The 21966-nt window shown below is 62.3% G+C and carries 22 protein-coding genes and 1 pseudogene; 9 read left to right on the plus strand and 14 right to left on the minus strand.

All coding sequences use genetic code 11. The features are described from left to right. Positions 1 to 152: 152 nt before the first annotated feature. Complete coding sequence (locus tag APH34_RS12155; RefSeq protein ID WP_054901302.1) at positions 153 to 1010, plus strand: SDR family oxidoreductase; 858 nt, start codon at positions 153 to 155, stop codon at positions 1008 to 1010. Between the two features lie 78 nt (positions 1011 to 1088). Here the strand turns inward: APH34_RS12155 and APH34_RS12160 are convergent, their stop codons facing one another. The 5 genes from APH34_RS12160 to APH34_RS12180 form a co-directional block, all read right to left on the minus strand. Next, a complete protein-coding gene (locus APH34_RS12160) occupies positions 1089 to 1814 on the minus strand; it encodes a hypothetical protein (RefSeq protein WP_054901303.1) in 726 nt (241 codons plus the stop codon). Positions 1815 to 1869: 55 nt separating this feature from the next. After that, positions 1870 to 2250 (minus strand): RidA family protein, encoded by a 381-nt coding sequence (locus APH34_RS12165; protein WP_043199829.1) that lies wholly within the window; start codon positions 2248 to 2250, stop codon positions 1870 to 1872. 23 nt (positions 2251 to 2273) lie between these two features. Beyond that, positions 2274 to 4382, minus strand: a complete 2109-nt coding sequence (gene spoT, locus APH34_RS12170; protein ID WP_054901304.1) for a bifunctional GTP diphosphokinase/guanosine-3',5'-bis pyrophosphate 3'-pyrophosphohydrolase — start codon at positions 4380 to 4382, stop codon at positions 2274 to 2276. A 59-nt stretch (positions 4383 to 4441) separates the two neighbouring features. Beyond that, positions 4442 to 4705 carry a DNA-directed RNA polymerase subunit omega gene (rpoZ, locus tag APH34_RS12175; RefSeq protein ID WP_016394025.1) on the minus strand — a complete coding sequence of 88 codons (264 nt, stop codon included), beginning with the start codon at positions 4703 to 4705 and terminating at the stop codon, positions 4442 to 4444. A gap of 249 nt (positions 4706 to 4954) precedes the next feature. Further along, positions 4955 to 5827, minus strand: coding sequence for a LysR family transcriptional regulator (locus APH34_RS12180; RefSeq protein WP_054901305.1), 873 nt, complete (start codon positions 5825 to 5827; stop codon positions 4955 to 4957). A gap of 244 nt (positions 5828 to 6071) precedes the next feature. On the opposite strand from APH34_RS12180, the gene APH34_RS12185 reads away from it, so the two are divergent. The 3 genes from APH34_RS12185 (at position 6072) to APH34_RS12195 (ending at position 9845) form a co-directional block, all read left to right on the plus strand. Next, positions 6072 to 7415 (plus strand): glutamine synthetase family protein, encoded by a 1344-nt coding sequence (locus tag APH34_RS12185; RefSeq protein WP_371263304.1) that lies wholly within the window; start codon positions 6072 to 6074, stop codon positions 7413 to 7415. A gap of 4 nt (positions 7416 to 7419) precedes the next feature. Further along, positions 7420 to 8193 (plus strand): gamma-glutamyl-gamma-aminobutyrate hydrolase family protein, encoded by a 774-nt coding sequence (locus tag APH34_RS12190; RefSeq protein WP_054901307.1) that lies wholly within the window; start codon positions 7420 to 7422, stop codon positions 8191 to 8193. Positions 8194 to 8306: 113 nt separating this feature from the next. Continuing rightward, positions 8307 to 9845, plus strand: coding sequence for an APC family permease (locus tag APH34_RS12195; protein WP_054901308.1), 1539 nt, complete (start codon positions 8307 to 8309; stop codon positions 9843 to 9845). Between the two features lie 107 nt (positions 9846 to 9952). On the opposite strand, the gene gmk is transcribed toward APH34_RS12195, so the two are convergent. Beyond that, positions 9953 to 10573, minus strand: coding sequence for a guanylate kinase (gene gmk / locus APH34_RS12200; protein WP_054901309.1), 621 nt, complete (start codon positions 10571 to 10573; stop codon positions 9953 to 9955). A 13-nt stretch (positions 10574 to 10586) separates the two neighbouring features. Then, complete coding sequence (locus APH34_RS12205) at positions 10587 to 11450, minus strand: YicC/YloC family endoribonuclease (RefSeq protein WP_054901310.1); 864 nt, start codon at positions 11448 to 11450, stop codon at positions 10587 to 10589. A gap of 228 nt (positions 11451 to 11678) precedes the next feature. Here APH34_RS12205 and rph point away from each other — a divergent pair, with 228 nt between their 5' ends. Continuing rightward, positions 11679 to 12401 carry a ribonuclease PH gene (gene rph, locus APH34_RS12210; RefSeq protein WP_046613695.1) on the plus strand — a complete coding sequence of 241 codons (723 nt, stop codon included), beginning with the start codon at positions 11679 to 11681 and terminating at the stop codon, positions 12399 to 12401. Between the two features lie 40 nt (positions 12402 to 12441). Here the strand turns inward: rph and APH34_RS12215 are convergent, their stop codons facing one another. Beyond that, positions 12442 to 13221, minus strand: a complete 780-nt coding sequence (locus APH34_RS12215; RefSeq protein ID WP_008091582.1) for an exodeoxyribonuclease III — start codon at positions 13219 to 13221, stop codon at positions 12442 to 12444. Between the two features lie 80 nt (positions 13222 to 13301). On the opposite strand from APH34_RS12215, the gene pyrE reads away from it, so the two are divergent. Then, positions 13302 to 13943: an orotate phosphoribosyltransferase gene (gene pyrE / locus APH34_RS12220; RefSeq protein WP_054901311.1), complete on the plus strand. Its 642-nt coding sequence runs from the start codon at positions 13302 to 13304 to the stop codon at positions 13941 to 13943. Positions 13944 to 14009: 66 nt separating this feature from the next. On the opposite strand, the gene argB is transcribed toward pyrE, so the two are convergent. From argB to coaBC, 4 genes and pseudogenes are all read right to left on the minus strand, one after another. Continuing rightward, positions 14010 to 14915, minus strand: coding sequence for an acetylglutamate kinase (gene argB, locus APH34_RS12225; RefSeq protein ID WP_054901312.1), 906 nt, complete (start codon positions 14913 to 14915; stop codon positions 14010 to 14012). 30 nt (positions 14916 to 14945) lie between these two features. Next, positions 14946 to 16319 (minus strand): annotated as a pseudogene (locus tag APH34_RS12230) (phosphomannomutase/phosphoglucomutase); the annotation flags it as partial. A 136-nt stretch (positions 16320 to 16455) separates the two neighbouring features. Next, a complete protein-coding gene (dut, locus tag APH34_RS12235) occupies positions 16456 to 16911 on the minus strand; it encodes a dUTP diphosphatase (protein ID WP_054901314.1) in 456 nt (151 codons plus the stop codon). A gap of 5 nt (positions 16912 to 16916) precedes the next feature. Then, positions 16917 to 18128 carry a bifunctional phosphopantothenoylcysteine decarboxylase/phosphopantothenate--cysteine ligase CoaBC gene (gene coaBC, locus APH34_RS12240; protein WP_054901315.1) on the minus strand — a complete coding sequence of 404 codons (1212 nt, stop codon included), beginning with the start codon at positions 18126 to 18128 and terminating at the stop codon, positions 16917 to 16919. A 128-nt stretch (positions 18129 to 18256) separates the two neighbouring features. Between coaBC and radC the strand changes: the two genes are divergently transcribed. Then, positions 18257 to 18937: a DNA repair protein RadC gene (gene radC / locus APH34_RS12245; protein ID WP_054901316.1), complete on the plus strand. Its 681-nt coding sequence runs from the start codon at positions 18257 to 18259 to the stop codon at positions 18935 to 18937. A gap of 63 nt (positions 18938 to 19000) precedes the next feature. Here radC and APH34_RS12250 read toward each other — a convergent pair whose 3' ends face one another. Beyond that, the gene (locus tag APH34_RS12250) at positions 19001 to 20590 is read right to left on the minus strand and encodes an ABC transporter substrate-binding protein (RefSeq protein ID WP_054901317.1); all 1590 of its coding nucleotides are present in this window, start codon (positions 20588 to 20590) and stop codon (positions 19001 to 19003) included. A 360-nt stretch (positions 20591 to 20950) separates the two neighbouring features. Here APH34_RS12250 and rpmB point away from each other — a divergent pair, with 360 nt between their 5' ends. Together rpmB and rpmG are read left to right on the plus strand one after the other, a co-directional pair. Further along, positions 20951 to 21187: a 50S ribosomal protein L28 gene (rpmB, locus tag APH34_RS12260; RefSeq protein ID WP_012312138.1), complete on the plus strand. Its 237-nt coding sequence runs from the start codon at positions 20951 to 20953 to the stop codon at positions 21185 to 21187. 10 nt (positions 21188 to 21197) lie between these two features. After that, positions 21198 to 21353 (plus strand): 50S ribosomal protein L33, encoded by a 156-nt coding sequence (gene rpmG, locus APH34_RS12265; protein WP_003253507.1) that lies wholly within the window; start codon positions 21198 to 21200, stop codon positions 21351 to 21353. A gap of 74 nt (positions 21354 to 21427) precedes the next feature. Here the strand turns inward: rpmG and APH34_RS12270 are convergent, their stop codons facing one another. Then, positions 21428 to 21787, minus strand: a complete 360-nt coding sequence (locus APH34_RS12270; RefSeq protein ID WP_054901319.1) for a cupin domain-containing protein — start codon at positions 21785 to 21787, stop codon at positions 21428 to 21430. Between the last annotated feature and the right edge of the window lie 179 nt (positions 21788 to 21966).

Here is a 21966-nt window from a genome sequence, read left to right on the forward strand (position 1 = left end):
AAGGCCTCGAGATAGGCCGAGAACAGATAGGGGTGCCATTATTGCAAGTAATTCTTGTTAACAAAAGTAATCTTGTTGCTTTTTTCGCCCATGGTCTAGCCGCCTATCGTGTAATCCGGCTAGCCTGATCCTTTGGTCTAGGGAGTTTAGTGATGTCAGACCTATCAGCATTGATCGTAGGTTGTGGTGATGTAGGCAGCCGTCTGGCCCGTCAACTGCTGGCCCGTGGTTGGCAGGTGAGCGGCTTGCGGCGCTCGGTCGAGCGCCTTCCGCAAGGGGTCGCCCCGGTTGCCGCCGACCTGTGCGAGCCGAGCCTGCCCCAGGCTTGGCCACAGCGTTCGCCGGACTACCTGGTGTATTGCGTGGCGGCCAGCCAGCACGACGAGGCGGGATACCAGGCGGCTTACGTCGAGGGTCTGCGCCATGTGCTGGCGTGGTTGGCCGAGAAAGGCCAGCGCCCGCGGCGCCTGCTGTTCGTGTCCAGCAGCAGTGTGTTTGCGCAAAAGGAGGGTGAGTGGATCGATGAGACGGCCGCCACCGAGCCGGAAGGTTATTCGGGGCGTGTGATGCTGGAAGCCGAACAGTTGGCGTTGGCCAGTGGTATCCCGGCAAGCATCGTGCGACTGACTGGGATCTATGGGCCGGGCCGTGAGTGGCTGCTAAGCCAAGTGCGTCAGGGCTATCGTGTAGCCGAGGCACCACCGCTGTATGGCAACCGTATTCATGCGGAGGATGCGGCCAGCCTGCTGGCGTTCCTGCTGCAAGCCGATGCCGAGGGTGTGGCACTGGACGCATGCTATATAGGTGTGGACGACGACCCGGCACCGCTGGCCGATGTGGTGGCCTGGTTGCGCGCGTACATGGGCGTTACCGAGTGGTCCGATGAGCAGCGGGTACGGCGCACTGGCAGCAAGCGCTGCAGCAATGCGCGGGCGCGGGCCTTGGGTTGGGTGCCGGCGTATCCGAGCTATAAAGAAGGGTATGCGGCCATTCTGAAGGAGAAGGGGTGAGGTGTCTGGTCCTTTCCCGGGTACTCCGCTGAATGAGCAGTCAGTGGGGCACCCGCGAAAGGTCCGGTGTAGGAGGGCTCAATCCTTCTCCAGCACCCACTGGCGATTCCCCGCCGCCAACTCAGGCATTTCATCCGGCTGCGCACGGTTTACCGCCTGGAAAATCTCCAGCTTGTCGCCATCGCGCTTGAAGATGAACGGCGCACCGCGCTGGTTGCGCTCCAGCCACAGGCTGTCGTTGCTCCCGCCCATGCTGGCGCAATCGCCTGCCAGGCACAGGGCGTAACGGTCCGGGCCGGGCAGGCCAGTGACGCTGCCATTGTCGGCGAAACGCACCACGCCGCCTTGGCCCTGGCCTTCGACGATCTTCCAGTCACCGCCCAGGTAGGCCTGGTACAGCGCTTTCTCGAAGCTACCACCCAACGGTGCATTGCCAGGCTGCTTGGCGCGCACGAAGGTCTGCTGGGCACCGGACTGATCGGTGCTCTTGAGCTCGTCGCCGTCCAGCGCCAATTGCTCGACCTGGCCACCTTCGAAACTGGCCTGCCATTGCTTCTCGTTGGCGGTCAGCTGGCCGTCAGCGGCTTCGAAACCATTGCTGTAGCTGGCCTGTTGATTGGCCACGTCGAGCTTCCACTCGAAGACCGGGCCGTGTTCGTTCAGGGCTTGGCGCAGGCTGCCACCTTTTACGGCGGCTTTGATGGCGTCCTGGTTGACCCAGGTGCCGTTGAAATCTTCAGGTTTGTGGCTGGCGCAGCCGCTCAGAAGCAGGGCTGCCAGCGCGAGAGGCAGTGCTTGACGCATGATGGAATAACCTTGAGCTGGATGGTGACGGGCAGGGCGCCCGTCACCGGCGGCATCACTCGATGACCAGGATAGCGTCCATTTCGACCTGGGCGCCTTTAGGCAGCGCGGCAACGCCAATGGCGGCGCGGGCTGGGTAAGGCTGCTCGAAGTAGCGACCCATCACCTCGTTGACCTTGGCGAAATGGCTCAGGTCAGTGAGGAAGATGTTCAGCTTGACGATGTCCTTGAACGAGCCGCCAGCGGCTTCGGCCACCGACTTGAGGTTCTCGAAGACCTGCACGGTCTGGGCTTCGAAGCCTTCAACCAGTTCCATGGTCTTCGGGTCCAGCGGGATCTGGCCCGACATGTACACGGTATTGCCGGCCTTGATCGCTTGCGAGTAGGTGCCGATAGCGGCAGGTGCCTTGTCGCTGTTGATGACGGTCTTGCTCATGATGACTCCTTGCGGTTGGCGGACTACGTACGCATGCGGGTGATGCGAACCACACCTGTCAGCGTACGCAGCTTCTTGATCACACGAGCCAGGTGCACGCGGTCGTGCACGCTGACCACCAGTTGGACAACGCTGATACGGCCGTCGCGTTCGTCCATGCTGATCTTCTCGATGTTGCCGTCGGCGGCGTTGACGCTGCTGGCCAGCAGGGCGATCAGGCCGCGCTGGTGTTCGAGCTCGACACGCAATTCGACGTTGAATTCGCCGGTGATGTCCTTGGCCCAGGAAAGCTGCACGCACTTCTCTGGGTTATGCCGGATTTCACTGATGTTGCGGCAGTTTTCCAGGTGCACGACCATGCCCTTGCCCGCCGAGAGGTGGCCGACGATCGGGTCACCCGGGATCGGCGTACAGCATTTGGCGTAGCTCAGCACCAGGCCTTCGGTGCCGCGGATCGCCAGCGGGCCTTCTGGTGCGGGCAACGGCTCGCCCTCGGCCGACAACAGGCGACGGGCGACCACATAGGCCATGCGGTTGCCCAGGCCGATGTCTTCGAGCAGGTCTTCGATCAGCTCCAGGCGGTATTCGGCCAGAATCGCATTGATGCGCTCCTGGGGGATCTTGTCCAGGCTGCTGTCGAAGCCGGTCAGCACCTTGTTCAACAGGCGCTCGCCCAGGTTGATCGACTCGGAGCGGCGTTGCTGCTTGAGGGCGTGGCGGATGTGCGTGCGGGCCTTGCCGGTGACCACGAAGTTGAGCCAGGCCGGGTTGGGCCGGGCACCTGGGGCGCTGACGATTTCTACCGTCGAGCCGCTTTGCAGTGGTTCGGACAGCGGCGCCAGGCGTCGGTTGATGCGGCAGGCGATGCAACTGTTGCCCACGTCGGTGTGCACCGCATAGGCGAAGTCGACGGCGGTGGAGCCTTTTGGCAGCTCCATGATCCGGCCTTTGGGGGTAAAGACGTAGACCTCGTCCGGGAACAGGTCGATCTTCACGCTCTCGATGAATTCAAGCGAGTTGCCTGCGCGCTGCTGCAGCTCGAGGATGCCCTTGACCCATTGGCGTGCGCGGGCGTGGCTGCCCTTGGGCTGCTCGTCGTCGTTGGACTTGTACAGCCAGTGCGCGGCGATGCCGTTGTTGGCCATCTCTTCCATCTCGCGGGTGCGGATCTGGATTTCGATGGGCACGCCGTGCATGCCGAACAGCGTGGTGTGCAACGACTGATAGCCGTTGGCCTTGGGAATCGCGATGTAATCCTTGAAGCGCCCGGGTAGCGGCTTGTACAGGTTGTGCACGGCGCCGAGCACGCGGTAGCAGGTGTCGACCTTGTCGACGATGATGCGGAAGGCATACACGTCCATGATCTCGTTGAAGGCGCGGCGTTTGCCGCGCATCTTCTTGTAGATGCCATAGAGGTGTTTCTGCCGGCCGCTGACCTCGCCCTGGATACCGTCGGCAGCAAGGCAGTTGGCCAGCGATTGCTCGATCTTGGCGACGATCTCCTTGCGGTTGCCGCGTGCGCTCTTGACTGCCCGGTGGATCAGCGACGAACGCATCGGGTGCATGGCCTTGAAGCCGAGGTCCTCGAATTCCACGCGCACGGTGTGCATGCCCAGCCGGTTGGCGATAGGGGCGTAGATTTCCAGGGTTTCCTTGGCGATACGCCGGCGTTTCTCACCGGATAGCACTTCCAGGGTACGCATGTTGTGCAGGCGGTCGGCCAGTTTGACCAGGATCACGCGGATGTCGCGCGCCATGGCCATGGCCATCTTCTGGAAGTTCTCGGCCTGCGCCTCGGCCTTGGTCTCGAAGTTCATCTGGGTCAGTTTGCTGACCCCGTCGACCAGCTCGGCAACCGTCTCGCCAAATTGCTGGCTGAGGGCTTCCTTGGCGATGCCGGTATCTTCGATCACGTCGTGCAGCATGGCCGCCATCAGGCTCTGATGGTCCATGTGCATGTCGGCGAGGATGCTGGCCACGGCCAGCGGATGGGTCACGTAGGGTTCGCCGCTGCGGCGGCGTTGCCCATCGTGCGCCTGTTCGGCGTAGAAGTAGGCCCGGCGAACCAGGTTGACCTGTTCGGGGCCCAGGTAGGTCGACAGCCGTTCGGCTAAGGCTTCTATGCCCGGCATGGTTTCACCTCTTGCCGAGGAAGAGGGCCTTGTGCCGCGCGACGTCGACCAGGCATGGATCAGACAGCCTCGTTGGACTCGTCCTCGAACGCGGCGAAGACCGGATCCTCGGTGACGATCTCTTCGGCGGCGATGAACTCAGGGGTGACGATACCTTCGGCGATTTCGCGCAGGGCGACCACGGTCGGTTTGTCGTTTTCCCATGCTACGCGCGGCTCTTTGCCGCCGGTAGCCAGCTGACGGGCGCGCTTGGTCGAGAGCATGACCAGCTCAAAACGGTTATCCACGTGTTCCAGGCAGTCTTCAACAGTTACGCGGGCCATGGTCTTCCTCAGTAGCAAATGCGATGGGCGTGCAGCCCAATAGTGGGCAGGCGGACTCGATAGTATAAAAATTCACCAGCCAATAGGGAAGCGCTGTTTTGCCGGACGGCACTGTGCAGACTTCTTCGCGGGCAAGCCCGTTCCCACCGGATCTGTACCTTTCTCACCCGCACCGCTCACTTACCAGGCGCGGGCTTGCCCGCGAAAGTGCCGCAACAGACACCCTCACACGTGAGCCTGACGATAACCTCAGAGCATCGCGTCACGCAACCGCGGGGTCAGCTCCTCGAACAAGGTCTGCACCGATCGCAGCGCCCGGCAATCCGGTCGGGTCAGCAGCCATAGCTGGGTATCACAGCCCGGCAGCGGCCCGCTCAGGGCATCGACACCGGGCAGGGCATCCACCATGTAGTCGGGCAGCGCTGCGACGCCAAGGCCGGTGCTTACCAGCTGCGCGATGGTCGACATGCTGCTGCACTGGTAGCGCGGGCTCAGCCCTGGGTTGTGCTGATTGCGCCAGACCACGGTAGGGTGATCCTGCATCGAATCGTCGGGGGCTATCCAGGGCACGCTGTTGTGCGACTCGGCCAGGCGCTCGCGCCACTGTGGCTGGCCACAGATCACGTAGGACGTGGAGCCCAGGCAGCGCCCCACCAGGTGTTCCGGCGGCGTATTGGTCAGCCGCAAGGCGATGTCGGCATCGCGGCGGCTGAGGTTGGCGAAGGTGTTGGAGGTGCCCATTTCCAATGACAGCGCCGGGTAGTTGGGCATGAAGGCTGCCAGCGCGGGCAGCAGCAAGCTGTGCATCACCGCTTCGGTGCAGGTCAGGCGAACGGTGCCACTGACCACCTGTTCGCCACTGGTCATGGCGATGCGCGCCGCCTCCAGTGCCTGCTCAGCCCGTTCGGCCTGTTCAGCCAGGGCCTGGGCAGTGTCGGTTGGCAGGTAGCCTTTGCGGCTCTTGACGAACAGCGCGGTACCGAGCGCCGATTCCAGCCGGCGGATCGAGCGGAATACGGTGGAAACGTCGACCTTGAGCAGTTCGGCGGCCTTGGCCAGCGAGCGACCGCGTTCCAGCGCCAGGACCAGGGAAAGGTCGGCATGGGTAATCTGATATTGCATTGGTGCACGCTCTGCTTGCCGAATTGCCAATGTCTGTTGCATTGAGGCCATTTTATAGTGGAACCGCCCCTGGGAATCAATGCGCCCGGTCGGGCAACCAATCCCCACGATGGGAAAGTGAAAAAAACAACAGCTGCAACCATCGTCGCCCGTGAGGCGCCAGCCGTACCCCCACATCGCCGCAGCACATCAAAGGATGTACACCATGACGTCGGTCACCCCGTGCGCCAGTTCTTCCAGCGAGATGAAAGACTTCCTCCAGGCCCATCCGGACACGCAGTACGTCGATCTGCTGATCTCCGACATGAATGGCGTGGTACGTGGCAAGCGCATCGAGCGGGCCAGCCTGCACAAGGTGTACGAGAAGGGGATCAACCTGCCAGCGTCGCTGTTCGCCCTCGATATCAACGGCTCGACCGTTGAAAGCACGGGCCTTGGGCTGGACATTGGCGATGCCGACCGTATTTGCTTCCCCATCCCTGGCACGCTCTGCAACGAGCCCTGGCAGAAGCGCCCCACCGCCCAGTTGTTGATGACCATGCACGAGCTCGAAGGCGAGCCGTTCTTTGCCGACCCGCGTGAAGTGCTGCGCCAGGTGGTGAGCAAGTTCGACGCCATGGGCCTGGCTATCTGCGCCGCGTTCGAGCTGGAGTTCTACCTGATCGACCAGGACAACCTCAACGGTCGCCCGCAGCCGCCACGCTCGCCCATCTCTGGCAAGCGCCCGCAGTCGACCCAGGTCTACCTGATCGACGACCTCGACGAGTACGCCGACTGTCTGCAGGACATGCTCGAAGCCGCCAAGGAGCAGGGCCTTCCGGCCGACGCCATCGTCAAGGAAAGCGCCCCTGCGCAGTTCGAGGTCAACCTGCACCACGTTGCCGACCCGCTCAAGGCCTGCGACTACGCGATCCTGCTCAAGCGCCTGATCAAGAACGTCGCCTACGACCATGAAATGGACACCACCTTCATGGCCAAGCCCTATCCGGGCCAGGCGGGCAACGGCCTGCATGTGCACATCTCGCTGCTGGACAAGAAGACCGGCAAGAACATTTTCGCCAGCGATGACCCGCTGCAAAGCGACACGCTGCGCCACGCCATCGGTGGCGTGCTGGAAACCATGCCTGCATCGATGGCCTTCCTCTGCCCGAACATCAACTCGTACCGTCGTTTTGGCGCACAGTTCTATGTGCCCAACGCACCGAGCTGGGGCTTGGATAACCGCACCGTAGCGGTTCGCGTGCCAACCGACAGCAGCGACAACGTGCGCATCGAGCACCGTGTGGCCGGCGCCGACGCCAACCCGTACCTGATGCTCGCCGCGATCCTCGCCGGTATCCACCACGGGCTGACCAGCAAGGTCGAACCGGGCGCACCGATCGAAGGCAATTCGTACGAGCAGTTGGAGCAGAGCCTACCGAACAACCTGCGCGACGCCCTGCGTGCACTGGATGACAGCGAGGTCCTGAACCAATACATCAGCCCGGACTACATCGATATCTTCGTGGCCTGCAAGGAAAGCGAGCTGGCCGAATTCGAAGTGTCGATCTCCGACCTCGAGTACAACTGGTACCTGCACACGGTGTAAGCCCATGAGCGCAAATGCGGTCCCCTTGATCGGTGTCAGCGCCTGCCGCCAGCAGGTGGGGAAGAACTCGTCGCACACGGTGGGCGACAAGTATGTCGAGGCGGCCGGCTTTGCCGGACTTCCGCTGATTCTGCCAGCGCGCGACGGGGGCAGCGACACGCAGGCGCTGCTGGCCCAACTCGATGGCATTCTTTTTACCGGTTCGCCTTCAAATGTCGAGCCGCATCATTACAATGGCGCCCCCAGCGCGGAAGGAACCCGGCACGATTTTGCACGTGACCGCCTGACCTTGCCGCTGCTGCAGGCGGCCATTGCCGCCGGTGTACCGGTGTTCTGCATCTGTCGTGGTTTCCAGGAGCTGAATGTGGCCCTGGGCGGAAGCTTGCACCAGCGGGTGCAGGAACTGCCTGGTTACCTGGACCACCGTGAACCTGAGGACGCACCCCTTGAGGTGCAATACGGCCCTCGTCACCCCGTCGGCATCGAGCCGGGTGGGATGTTCGAGCGCCTGGGCCTGGCTGCGCAGTTCGAGGTCAACTCGCTGCACAGCCAGGGCGTCGACCGCCTGGCCCCTGGGCTGCGTGTCGAAGCACGGGCCCCGGATGGCCTGATCGAAGCGGTGTCCATGCCTGACGCGCCGGGCTTCGTGCTCGGCGTGCAGTGGCACCCGGAATGGCGTTTCGCCGACAACCCGGTTTCCCGGCGCCTTTTCCAGGCGTTCCGCGAAGCCTGCATTGCCCATGCTGCACGGGAGGTATCTGGCCGCAAGGCCGGCTGATGTCAGCCGAAAGTCTTGGATGACGCACCTTTCGCTGCACGCTTTCAATGAGTGAAAGCAGGCCGTGTTCGCATGGCCTGTGAAAACAATACCAATATCGACGGCAAATACTCATGAGCAATTACACAGAAGCCGGCCGCCCACCCGATGCGGCCGACTCGGGCAGCACTCAGCGCAGCAAAGGCCTGGCCAAGGGCCGTCTTGGCCTGTTGGCCAGCGTGGTGCTGGGCATTTCTACCATTGCCCCGGTCTACACCCTGACCGGTGCCCTCGGCCCGACCGTACGTGAGGTCGGCGCTCACCTTCCCGCCGTGTTCATCGTTGGTTTCCTCCCCATGCTGCTGGTCGCCCTCGGCTATCGCGAGCTGAACTCGGCGGAGCCGGACAGCGGCACCTCGTTTACCTGGTCTGCGCGTGCCTTCGGCCCGATGATTGGCTGGATTGGTGGCTGGGGGCTGGTGGTTGCCACGACCATCGTGCTGTCGAACCTGGCAGGCGTTGCAGTGGACTTCTTCTACCTGTTCCTTGGGCAGATCACCGGCCACCATGCCTTGGCTGCGTTGGCAGATAACCTTTTGATCAACATCACCACCTGTTGCGTGTTCATCGCCTTGGCGGTGTGGATCTGTTGCCGTGGCATGGCCACCACCATGACGGTGCAGTATGGCCTGGTGGCCCTGCAACTGATGGTGCTGATCGGCTTTGCCTTTGCAGCATTCGGCGGTACCACGGCGCCGCCACCTCTGGAATTCGACTTCGCCTGGTTCAACCCGTTTGGCGTCGAGTCGTTCTCGGCGTTTGCTGCGGGGCTGTCGCTGTCGATCTTCATCTTCTGGGGCTGGGACGTGTGCCTGACTGTCAGCGAGGAGTCGGTTGGCAGTGACGAGGTGCCTGGCAAGGCGGCCACCTGGACGGTGCTGCTGATCCTTGGTCTGTACCTGCTGACCGCCATTGCCACCCTGCAGTTTGCCGGTATCAGCGATGTCGGCCTCGGCCTGAACAACCCACGTATTCAGGAGAACGTCTTCGCCCACCTGGCCGGCCCGGTCATGGGGCCGCTGGCGATCCTGATGTCCATCGCCGTACTGGCCAGCACGGCGGCGTCGTTGCAGTCCACTTTTGTTTCGCCAGCGCGCACGTTGCTCGCCATGGGGTATTACGGTGCCGTACCGCAGCGCTTTGCCAGTGTCTGCCCGCGCTCGCAAACGCCGCGTTATGCGACCATCTGCGCGGGTATTGCCGCGGGCCTGTTCTACGTGACCATGCGTACCTTGAGCGAGAACGTGCTGGCAGACACCATCACCGCCCTGGGCATGATGATCTGCTTCTACTATTCGCTGACCGCATTTGCCTGCGTCTGGTACTTCCGCCACAGCCTGTTCGACAGCCTGCGTCACTTCTTCATGCGTGGCCTTTGCCCGCTGGTAGGGGGTGTGATTCTGTCGGTGATTTTCGTACGTACCGCGATCGACAGCGCCTCGCCAGACTTTGGCAGTGGCTCGCACGTGGGTGGGCTGGGGTTGGTGTTCGTGATTGCGGCGATCATCTCGGCACTCGGGATTGTGCTGATGATGCTGTCGCGGATGCGAGCGCCGGCGTATTTCCTGGGGGCTACCCTGCGCCAGCAGGCGACCCTGCAGCTGCAAGAGTAAAACAATGGGCTGCCTCGCAGCCCTTCGCGGGTAACCCCACCCCAGGGGTACAACGTCGTTCATGACAACGGCACAGGGCCTCTGGGGGCGGGGTTACCCGTGAATCTTCAGCCGATCAGTTGCTTTAGCAGCGTCTCGTGCCGTGCCTGCTGCTTCTGCAACAGTAAACGGTTCGAGCGGAACACCGCCTTCAACTCTTCCAGTGCCGCGTCGAAGTTGTCATTGATGATGACGTACTCATACTCGTCGTAGTGCACCATCTCGCTGACCGCTTCTTTCATGCGCCCGGCAATGATCTCATCGCTGTCCTGGCCCCGGCCGTCCAGACGATGGCGCAGGGCCTCCAGGCTCGGCGGCAGGATGAAGATCGAACGCGCTTCGGGCATCAGCTCGCGCACCTGGCGGGCGCCTTGCCAGTCGATTTCCAGAATCAGGTCATCGCCCCGGTCCAGCACTTGCTGCAACGTGCTGCGCGAGGTGCCGTAGAAGTTGCCGAACACTTCAGCGTGTTCAAGGAAATCGTTCTTGTCGATCAGTGCCTTGAACGCTTCATGGCTGACGAAGTGATAGTTGACGCCGTGCTCCTCGCCCGGGCGTTTGCCGCGGGTAGTGTGCGAGACAGACACGCTGACGCGTTTGTCGTCTTTGATCAGGGCGTTGACCAGGCTGGTCTTGCCGGCACCGGACGGGGCCGAAACGATATAAAGGGTGCCGCTGCTGTGGTTCATGGTCGGGGTGGCCTTACTCGATGTTCTGTACTTGTTCACGCATCTGTTCGATCAGTACCTTCAGGTTGACCGCCGCTTGCGTGCTACGCGGGTCGAAGGCCTTGGAGCCCAGGGTATTGGCTTCGCGGTTGAGCTCCTGCATCAGGAAGTCCAGACGCCGGCCGGCGGCACCGCCGGACTTGAGCACCCGGCGTACTTCATTGACATGGGTGCTGAGGCGGTCCAGTTCCTCGGCAACGTCGCTCTTTTGCGCCAGCAGCACCATCTCCTGCTCCAGGCGCTGTGGGTCGAGTTCGGCCTTGAGGTCGCCGAAGCGGTCGATGATCTTCTGCCGTTGGGCGGCCAGCATCTGTGGTACCAGGGCGCGCAGGGTAGTGACCTCGGCGCCCATGCTGTCGAGCCGCTCGTTGATCAAGCGCGCCAGTTCCTGGCCTTCGCGCAGGCGGCCGGCCTTGAGTTCGGCCAGGGCGTCGTCGAACAGCGCCACGGCTTCGGCATTCAGTGCCTGCGGGTCGCTGGCGTCGGCCACCAGCACGCCCGGCCAGGACAGCACCTCGAGCGGGTTGAGCGGCGCTGGCTGCTTGATCAGGCCTGCCACCTCTTCGGCGGCGGCGACCAGTTGCGCGGCGCGCTCGCGGTCGACGTTCAGTGGCTTGCCGCTGTTGTCTTCGTGCAGGCGCAAGGTGCATTCGACCTTGCCGCGTGACAGGCCCTGGCGCAGGCCCTCGCGCACCGCGCCTTCCAGGTCGCGCAGGGCGTCGGGCAGGCGCAGGTGGGGCTCGAGATAACGGTGGTTGACCGAGCGCAGTTCCCAGACCAGGGTGCCTTGGCTGCCTGCGCGCTCGACACGAGCAAAAGCGGTCATGCTGTGCACCATGGAGAGTACCTCGCGTTGATAAGTTGAACAGGGCAACCTTTCGGCTGCAAGGCGCAGGATTGTAGCGCAGTGCGACCTTGCAGCCCAATCCGTCCATGTTACCGAGCGCGGTTAATGGCGGCGGGAAAAGGCGACAGGCTGTCCGCGACGCGACAATAAGCATGTCCTCGCCGGGCGGCGGGCTCTATAATGCTGGGCAGATTCAAAGTCCCAGTACAGGTATCCCAGATGAAACGTCCAAGTGGTCGCGCCGCCGATCAGCTCCGCTCGATCCGCATTACCCGCAACTACACCAAGCACGCCGAAGGGTCGGTACTGGTCGAGTTCGGTGACACCAAGGTCATCTGCACGGTCAGCGTCGAGAACGGCGTGCCGCGCTTCCTCAAAGGCCAGGGCCAAGGCTGGCTGACGGCCGAATACGGCATGCTGCCGCGCTCCACGGGCGAGCGTAACCAGCGCGAAGCCAGCCGTGGCAAGCAGGGTGGCCGCACCCTGGAAATCCAGCGCCTGATCGGCCGCTCGCTGCGTGCCGCACTGGACATGAGCAAGCTCGGTGACATCACCCTGTACGTCGACTGCGACGTGATCCAGGCCGATGGCGGCACCCGCACCGCATCGATCACCGGTGCCATGGTTGCCCTATGCGACGCCCTGGCAGTGATCAAGAAGCGTGGCGGCCTCAAGGCAGGCAACCCGCTCAAGCACATGATCGCCGCGGTATCGGTTGGTATGTACCAGGGTGAAGCGGTCCTAGACCTGGATTACCTGGAAGACTCCGCCGCCGAGACCGACCTGAACGTGGTCATGACCAGCGCGGGTGGGTTCATCGAAGTGCAGGGCACCGCCGAGGGTGCGCCGTTCCAGCCTGAAGACTTCAACGCCATGCTGGCGCTGGCGCAAAAAGGCATGAACGAGATCTTCGAGCTGCAGCAGGCCGCACTGGCTGACTGAGCAATAACAATCGGGGCCGCTTTGCGGCCCCGATTGTTTTTTAGATGGTCAACGTCCAGTCGTAGTCGACGATCAGCGGCGCATGCTGCGAGAAGCGCGGCTGACGCGGCAGGCGAGCGTTACGCACAAAGCGGCGCAAACCCGGGGTGAGGATCTGGTAGTCGAACCGGTAGCCCAGGTTGAGCATTTCGGCCTGCTCGTTGTCCGGCCACCAGCTGTACTGGTCGCCCTCACGGCTGACCTCGCGCAAGGCGTCCACGTAACCCATATCGCCGGTGATCGCATCCATCCACGCACGCTCCGGCGGCAGGAAGCCAGGCGACTGCTGGCTGTCACGCCAGTTTTTGATGTCGAGCTTCTGCTGCGCCACGTAGAACGAGCCGCAATAGATGTACTCGCGGCGCTTGCGGCGCTGCTTGTCCAGGTACTTGGCGAAGTCGTCCATCAACTTGAACTTCTGGTTCAAGTCTTCGTCGCCGTTCATGCCCGAAGGCAGCAGCAGGCTGGCAATACTGACTTTGTCGAAATCTGCTTGCAGATAACGCCCGTAGCGGTCGGCTGTCTCGAAGCCCAGGCCGGTGATGACTGCCTTGGGCTGCATGCGCGAGTAAAGTGCCACGCCACCTTGGGCGGGTACCTCCGCATCGCAGGCATAAAGGAAATAGCCATCGAGCTGGAAAGCTGGGTCGTCGAGTTCAAAGGCCGAGGCGCGGGTATCCTGAAGGCAGATGACGTCGGCATTCTGGGCTTGCAGCCAGCTGAGCAATCCACGCTCGGCCGCAGCCTGAATGCCATTCACGTTCACACTGATGATCCGCATAAATGGCCCCAAAAATCTCGTGCGTGTATGATACCCGAGCTCAACTCATTTAGCTAAATCCGTGGTGTCCGGGACTTTCCATGCAGCCGTATCAGCGCGACTTCATTCGTTTTGCCATCGATCGCGGGGTTCTGCGCTTCGGTGAGTTCACCCTGAAATCGGGGCGTACCAGCCCGTACTTCTTCAATGCGGGCCTGTTCAACACAGGTTCTGCCCTGGCTCAGCTGGGGCGTTGCTACGCGGCGGCCATCGTCGACAGCAAGATCCCGTTCGACGTCCTGTTCGGCCCCGCCTACAAGGGTATCCCCCTGGCAGCGGCCACCGCAGTGGCCCTGGCCGAGCAGCATCAACTCGACGTGCCGTGGTGTTTCAACCGCAAAGAAGCCAAGGATCATGGCGAAGGCGGCAGCCTGGTCGGCGCGCCGCTGGCCGGTGAGGTGCTGATCATCGACGACGTGATTACCGCCGGCACTGCTATCCGCGAGGTCATGCAGATCATCAATGCCCAGCAGGCCAAGGCCGCAGGCGTGCTGATCGCGCTGAACCGCGAAGAGCGCGGAAATGGTGAGCTGTCGGCGATCCAGGAAGTGGAGCGTGACTTCGGTATTCCGGTGGTCAGCATCGTTTCGCTGACCCAGGTGCTGGAGTTCCTGGCGGATGACCCGCAGCTCAAACAGCATCTGCCGGCGGTAGAGGCGTACCGAGCGCAATACGGGATCTGATGCCTGCGCGGTAACAAAAAGGCGACCTTTGCGGGTCGCCTTTTTGTTTGTGCAGGTAACGCTGACTCAGCGCGGCTTGCGGTTGGTGATCAGGGTACCCACACCGCTGTCGGTGAAGATCTCCAGCAGCACCGCATTCGGCACGCGGCCATCGATGATATGCGAGCTGTTGACGCCACCTTGTACCGCCTCCAATGCACACTTGATCTTTGGCAGCATGCCGCCGTAGATGGTGCCGTCGGCGATCAGTTCGTTGACCTGCTCGGTGGTCAGGCCGGTCAAGACCTGGCCCTGCTTGTCCATCAGGCCGGCGATATTGGTCAGCAGCATCAGTTTTTCGGCTTTCAGCGCTTCGGCCACTTTGCCGGCCACCAGGTCGGCGTTGATGTTGTACGACTCACCATCGGCGCCCACACCGATCGGCGCGATCACCGGGATGAAGTCGCCCTTGACCAGCATGTTCAGCAGGTCGGTGTTGACGCTGACGACTTCGCCAACATGGCCGATGTCGATGATTTCCGGTTGGGTCATCTCTGGGGTCTGGCGGCTGACGGTGAGCTTCCTGGCGCGGATCAGCTCTGCGTCCTTGCCGGTCAGGCCGATGGCGCTGCCGCCGTGGCGGTTGATCAGGTTGACGATGTCCTTGTTGACCTGGCCGCCCAGCACCATTTCAACCACGTCCATGGTCGCTGCGTCGGTGACGCGCATGCCATCGATGAAGTGGCTTTCGATCGACAGGCGCTTGAGCAGGTCGCCGATCTGCGGACCGCCGCCGTGCACGACCACCGGGTTGATGCCCACGGCCTTCATCAGCACGATGTCCCGGGCGAAGCCGGTCTTGAGCTCCTCGCTCTCCATCGCGTTGCCGCCGTACTTGATCACCAGGGTCTTGCCGACAAAACGGCGGATGTAGGGCAGTGCTTCGGACAAAACCTCGGCTACATGGGAAGCGGCATCGCGATCGAGGGTCATGCAGGGCTCCTGTAAGGAACAGATAGTCGGTCAGAACGGCAGTTGCAGCTCAGGGGCAACCCGCAGCAACTGGGCGCGGAAAACATCCTTGATACGTTGCAATTCGGCGTCGCTTTCGGCCTCGAAGCGCAGCACCAGCACCGGTGTGGTGTTGGAGGCGCGGACCAGGCCCCAGCCGCGGGCATAGTCGACCCGCACACCATCGATGGTGGTCAGGCGGGCTTCGCCCCAGTCGGCGTCGCGTTGCAGTGCATCAATGATGCTGAATTTACCCTCGTCGGTCACATCAATGTTGATTTCCGGCGTGGAAATATCGTTTGGGAACGCGGCAAACAGGTGTTCGGCGTCCTGCTCGGCCTTGCTGAGGATTTCCAGCAGGCGTGCGGCGCTGTAAATACCGTCGTCGAAGCCGTACCAGCGTTCCTTGATGAAAATGTGCCCACTCATTTCGCCCGCCAGCAGCGAGCCGGTCTGTTTCATTTTCTTCTTGATCAACGAATGGCCGGTCTTCCACATCAGAGCGCGGCCGCCATGCTGTTCGATCAGCGGGGTCAGCGCACGGGTGCATTTGACGTCGAAGATGATCTCGGCGCCTGGGTTGCGCGACAGCACATCCTGGGCGAACAGCATCAGCAGGCGGTCGGGATAGACGATCGTGCCGGTATTGGTCACGACGCCGACGCGGTCACCGTCGCCGTCGAAAGCCAGGCCGATATCGGCGCCGGTTGCCTTGACCTTGGCAATCAGGTCCACAAGGTTTTCCGGCTTGCCCGGGTCCGGGTGGTGGTTGGGGAAGTTGCCGTCCACCTCGCAGAACAGCGGAATGACCTCGCAGCCCAGGGCCTCGATCAGTTGGGGCGCGATAACGCCGGCGGCACCGTTGCCGCAGTCCACCACCACCTTGAGCTTTTTCGCCAGCTTCACGTCGGCGACGATCTGCTGGCAGTAGCGGTCCAGCATGTCGACTGTCTGCACGCTGCCTTCGGCGCGGGTCAGGTCGTTGCGTTCAAGGCGGGTGAGCAGCGCCTGGATCTGTTCGTTGGCCAAGGTATCGCCAGCGATGACGATCTTGAAACCGTTGTAGTCCGACGGGTTGTGGCTGCCGGTGAGCATCACGCCGGACGTACCGGCCAGCACGTTGGCGGCAAAGTACAGCGCTGGGGTCGGCACCAGGCCGATGTCGGTCACATGGCAACCGGCGTCGACCAGGCCTTTGATCAATTGCTCTACCAGCATTGGGCCGGACAGGCGCCCATCACGGCCGACAGCGATCTGCGGTTCGCCTTGAGCGAGGGTCTGGGCACCGATAGCGCGGCCGATCCAGTAGGCAGTCTCGCCGTGCAGCGTCTTGCCGACCACGCCGCGTATGTCATACGCGCGGAAGATGCTTGCCGGCAGTGCAGGGGGCAGGTTTGCCATGTCATTCATCTCTGGAAGCTCCATAGGTCTAAGGCTTCTGGGCAGGCGTAAAAACTGAACGCTTGGACGATGGTTTCGCCAGAGAGTTCGCCATCCATGGCCTGAACGGTCGCCGCTGGGCTCAGTGGCTGCCAGAGTGACCGAAGCCGCCGGTGCCGCGCTGGCTTTCGTCGAAGGCCTCGACGATGTCGAAATGCGCTTGCACCACCGGCACGAGGACCAGTTGGGCGATACGCTCGCCGACGGCGATGGTGAATGGCGTGTTACCGCGGTTCCAGCACGACACCATCAGCTCGCCCTGGTAGTCCGAGTCGATCAGGCCGACCAGGTTACCCAGCACGATGCCATGCTTGTGGCCCAGCCCCGAGCGCGGCAGGATCATCGCCGCCAGGCCCGGGTCACCGATGTAGATCGACAGGCCGGTGGGGATCAGCAGGGTCTGGCCCGGCTCGAGGACGGTGTCCTCCTTGAGCAGGGCGCGCAGGTCCAGGCCAGCGGAGCCGGGGGTGGCGTATTGCGGCAGCGGGAATTCGCTGCCCAGGCGTGGGTCGAGAATCTTGGCTTGAAGAGCGTGCATGTAACTTATTGAACCTGATTGAGCCGTTCGGCGATGAAGGCGACCAGTTGCCGGGCAATCTTGCCCTTGCTGGTCTGCGCGAAGAGGGTCTGGTGCTGCTGGCGGTCGATCACGGTCAGGGCGTTTTCCTCGCTGTTGAAGCCGATGCTGGGGTTAGCCACATCATTGGCGACGATCAAGTCGAGGTTCTTGTCCTTGAGCTTGCGCGTGGCGTAATCGAGCAGGTGTTCGGTCTCGGCGGCGAAGCCGACGCTGAACGGGCGGTCGTTGCGGCCAGCGATGGTGGCAAGGATATCGGGATTACGCACCATCTGCAGCAGCATGCCGTCGCCAGTCGTAGGATCCTTCTTCAGTTTTTGCGGGGCGACGACTTCTGGACGGTAGTCCGCCACCGCCGCAGAGGCAATGAACAGGTCGCACGGCATGGCCGCTTCACAGGCTGCGAGCATGTCCCGCGCGCTGACCACGTCGATGCGGGTGACCCGGTCGGGCGTTTGCAAGTGCACCGGGCCGGTGACGAGGGTCACCCGAGCACCGGCTTCGGCAGCCGCTTCGGCCAGGGCAAAACCCATCTTCCCGGAACTATGATTGGTGATGTAGCGCACCGGGTCGATGTTTTCCTGGGTCGGGCCAGCGGTGATCAGTACGTGTTTGCCTGTGAGTGCCTGGCGCTGGAAGCTTTCGGCGGCGCACCAGGCCAGGTCGGTGGCTTCGAGCATGCGGCCCAGGCCCACGTCGCCGCAGGCCTGGCTACCGGAGGCCGGGCCAAATACCTGGATGCCACGGCTCTTGAGCAGTTCGAGGTTGGCCTGGGTCGCCGGGTCGCGCCACATCGCCTGGTTCATGGCGGGGGCGACGGCTACGGTGGCGTCGGTGGCCAGCACCAGGGTGGTCAGCAGGTCGTCGGCCATGCCCTGGGCCATGCGAGCCATGAGGTCTGCGGTGGCCGGGGCGATCAGCACGAGGTCGGCCCACTTGGCCAGTTCGATGTGGCCCATGGCCGCTTCGGCGGCGGGGTCGAGCAGATCCAGGTGTACCGGGTGACCGGACAGCGCCTGCAGGGTCAGCGGGGTAATGAATTCAGCACCACCGCGGGTCATGACGACGCGCACCTGCGCGCCGTGCTCCAGGAGACGGCGAATCAGCTCGGCGCTCTTGTAGGCGGCAATGCCGCCCCCTACGCCGAGAACGATGCGCTTGCGATACAGCCGCTGCATAGGCTTGCCTTTTTCCAGTGAGAGCGGGCGGCGACGAACAAGACTGCCTGCGGCAGAACGTCGCATGTACGAGGCGAAATAGATTAACACAGGGGCCAAACGGGCCGCAGCAGGACCAAGGAGCAGGGATGAACATCAGGCAGTGGCCGGCTGAAGAACGGCCGAGGGAGAAGTTGTTGCTGCGCGGGGTCGGCAGCCTTTCGGATGCCGAATTGCTGGCCGTGTTTCTCGGCACCGGTGTACGTGGCCGTAACGTTGTAGAACTGGCGCGAGGGTTGCTGGTGAAGTTCGGAAGCCTGCGTCAGCTGCTTGAGGCCGACCGGGAGGCATTCCTGGGGGAGCTCGGCTTGGGGCCGGTGAGGTACAGCCAACTGCAGGCGTTGCTGGAGATCGGCCGCAGGAACCTGGCTACCGCCATTGAGCGTGGCCCCGCCATGGAGAGCCCCGAGGCCGTGCGTCGGTATCTCAAAGCCATGCTGCGCCATGAGGCCAGTGAAGTGTTCGGCTGCCTCTTTCTGGATACCAAGCATCGGCCGCTGGCGTTCGAGATCCTGTTCAGGGGGACCATCGACCGGGCCAGCATCTACCCGCGCGAGGTGGTGCGCCGAGCGTTGCTGCATAACGCGGCGGCGCTGATTCTGTGTCACAACCACCCTTCGGGTCACTGCGAGCCCAGCCAGGACGATGTGCACATGACGCTTTCGTTGAAGCGGGGGTTGGGGTTGATCGATGTGCGGGTGCTCGACCACATCATCATTGGTGATGGCGAACCGCTCTCGATGGTCGAGCAGGGGTGGATTGTGGCCTAGGCGTGTTTTGCTGAGCGCGCATTGCCCATGCCGGCGATGAGGCCGGCATGGGTGCCCTCACTTTCAGTGGGTCACCGACACCTTGCTCAAGTCCAGCCGCCCAAACGGGCTCACCTGATAACCCTCGACCCCGTCGCGCAGCAGCGTTGCCGCCGTCGGATGCGCCAACGGCACCCACAGCGCCTGCTGCTGGATAAGTGTCTGCGCCTGCTGGTACAGCCGGCTGCGCACGCTCTGGTCGTTGGTGGTGCGTCCGGCACTGATCAACTGGTCCAGCCGGCTGTCGCAGAACCGCGCAAAGTTGGTACCCGACTTGACCGCAGCACAGGAAAACTGCGGGCTGAGGAAGTTGTCGGGGTCGCCGTTGTCGCCGGCCCAGCCCATGAACAGCAGGTCGTGTTCGCCAGCCTTGGCCCGGCGAATCAGCTCGCCCCATTCGATCACGCGGATCTCGGCCTTGATGCCGATCTTGCCCAGGTCGGCCTGAAGCATCTGTGCGCCCAGGCTAGGGTTGGGGTTGAGCACGCTGCCTGATGGGCGGGTCCAGATGGTGGTACTGAAACCCTCCGGCAAGCCGGCCTTGGTCAGCAACGCCTTGGCCTTGTTCACATCCAGCGAGTAGCCGGGCAGGTCCTTGGCATAGCTCCAGGTGTTGGGCGGGTAGGGGCCATTCGCGGCCGTGGCGGTGTCTTCGAACACGGCCTTGAGGTAGGCCTGCTTGTCGAACGCCAGGTTGATGGCCTGGCGCACCTCGGGTTTGTCCAGCGGCGGGTGCTCGCTGTTGATGGCCACGAAGGCGGTCATGAAGGCTGGTGTGGTAGCGACCTTGAGGTTGCCATCTTTGCCGGCATCGGCAATGTCCAGCGGTTTGGGCGACAGCGCCACCTGGCATTCATTGCGCTTGAGCTTTTGCAGGCGCACGTTGGCATCGGTGGTGATGGCGAAGATCAGCGGATCGACCGCAGGTTTGCCGTCAAAATAGTCAGCGTTGGCGCGGTAGCGGACCACGGCGTCCTTCTGGAAGCGCTGGAACACGAACGGGCCGGTGCCGATCGGCTGGCTGTTGAGCTTTTCGGGGGTGCCGGCCTTGAGCAACTGGTCGGCGTACTCAGCGGAATAGATCGAAGCGAAGCCCATGCTCAAGGTTGCCAGGAAGGTGGCATCGGCGTGGGTCAGGGTGAAGCGCACGGTGCTCGGGTCAGGGGCCTCGATTGATTTGATCAGGCTGCCCAGTTGCAGCGACTGGGCATGCGGATACCCGCCCGGGGCCGTCTTGTGCCAGGGGTGGGCGGGGTAGAGCATGCGCTGGAAGCTGAACAGCACGTCGTCGGCATTCAGCGCACGGGCCGGCTTGAAGTACGGGGTGGTGTGGAACTTGACGCCGTCGCGCAGTTTGAAATCGTAGACCAGGCCGTCGGCCGACACGGTCCAGCTTTGCGCCAGGCTCGGCACGACCTTGCCCTGGGCCGCGTCGAATTCGACCAGGCGGTTCATCAGCACATCGGCCGAGGCATTGGTGGTGGTCAGCGAATTGTACTGAACCACGTCGAAGCCCTCGGGGCTGGCTTCGCTGCAAACGCTCAGCGGGGCTGCCTGGGCGAAGCCGGCGGCAAGCAGGGAGGTGAACAATAAGGAAAGGGCGGCGGCACGCATCGTGGCTCCTTGGCGGTCAGTGGCCCATCTGCCGGTGCAGTCTGGAAACGTCCTACCCTAGTGCGCGCTTCAGGAAATGGCCACTCTCTTTTTCAGCCGACTGGCGACGAGCGGTCGACAGTTCGCCGGGCTAGTCGTTATGCTGCTCGCGCACAATTTACAGCAAGCGGATGCTCATCATCTGTTGTTGCAACGCAGTCTTTCTGGTATAAAGCAGCGCTCTTTTCTAGGGGCTCGGCCTGTCGCATCAGCGGATCCGGTCGATAAGACCTCCAGAATCACGGCGCCTGGCGCCAAAGACTGAGAGATTAAGCGGCCAACCCATGCCGGGTTGGGCATGTGGTTTTAGAGGGCTGAGTCATGTCGAGAGTCTGTCAAGTTACTGGTAAGGGTCCAGTAACCGGGAACAACATTTCCCACGCAAACAACAAAACCCGTCGTCGTTTCCTGCCGAACCTGCAGCACCACCGTTTCTGGGTTGAGTCCGAGAACCGTTTCGTGCGTCTGCGCGTTTCTGCCAAAGGCATGCGCGTCATTGACAAGCGTGGTATCGACGTAGTGCTGGCCGAGCTGCGTGCTCGCGGCGAAAAGTTCTAAGGAGAACGTCATGCGTGAATTGATCCGTCTGGTTTCGAGTGCTGGCACTGGCCACTTCTACACCACCGACAAGAACAAGCGCACCACCCCGGACAAAATCGAGATCAAGAAGTACGATCCGGTTGTTCGCAAGCACGTGGTGTACAAGGAAGCCAAGATCAAGTAATTGATCGGCGACCTGAAAAAACCCGCATCCGTAAGGACGCGGGTTTTTTTATGCCGGCAGAAAAGCGTCGCTGCTTACTTCTGCTCGAACATCACGTAGATCTTGCGGCACGGCTCCAGCACTTCCCAAGTGCCCCGGAAACCTGCCGGGATGACGAAGCGATCGCCGGCACGCAGCGTCTTGGCGCCGCCGTCCTGGTCCCGCAGCACCGAAACGCCTTGGACGATCTCGCAATACTCATGTTCGGTGTAGTTCACTGTCCACTGCCCCACCTCGCCTTCCCATACGCCTGCGGCGAACTGGCCGCAAGGGCTGGAGTAGTGGTTGTAGACGGCTTGATCCGGCTCGCCCTTGAGGATTTTTTCCGCAGCGGGGCGGTAGCGTTCAGCCTCGGTGAGTACCTGGGCGAAGTCGATGATGCGGGTGATGCTCATGGTACGGCTCCTGTTATTGTTTAATAAAATGAACATGAGTAGGCTTTTAGGCCTTTCGTGTCAAATATATTGATAGTTTACACTGGCTGGTTTAGGGTATCGCTTGCCAGTGTGCGCTCGTCGCCCGGCCAGAATTCTGACAACGCCTGTGAGTCCTCAGTGCGGCGTTGCACCTAAAC

Source organism: Pseudomonas sp. NBRC 111131, assembly GCF_001320525.1.
In the GTDB taxonomy this organism is placed as follows: domain Bacteria; phylum Pseudomonadota; class Gammaproteobacteria; order Pseudomonadales; family Pseudomonadaceae; genus Aquipseudomonas; species Aquipseudomonas ceruminis.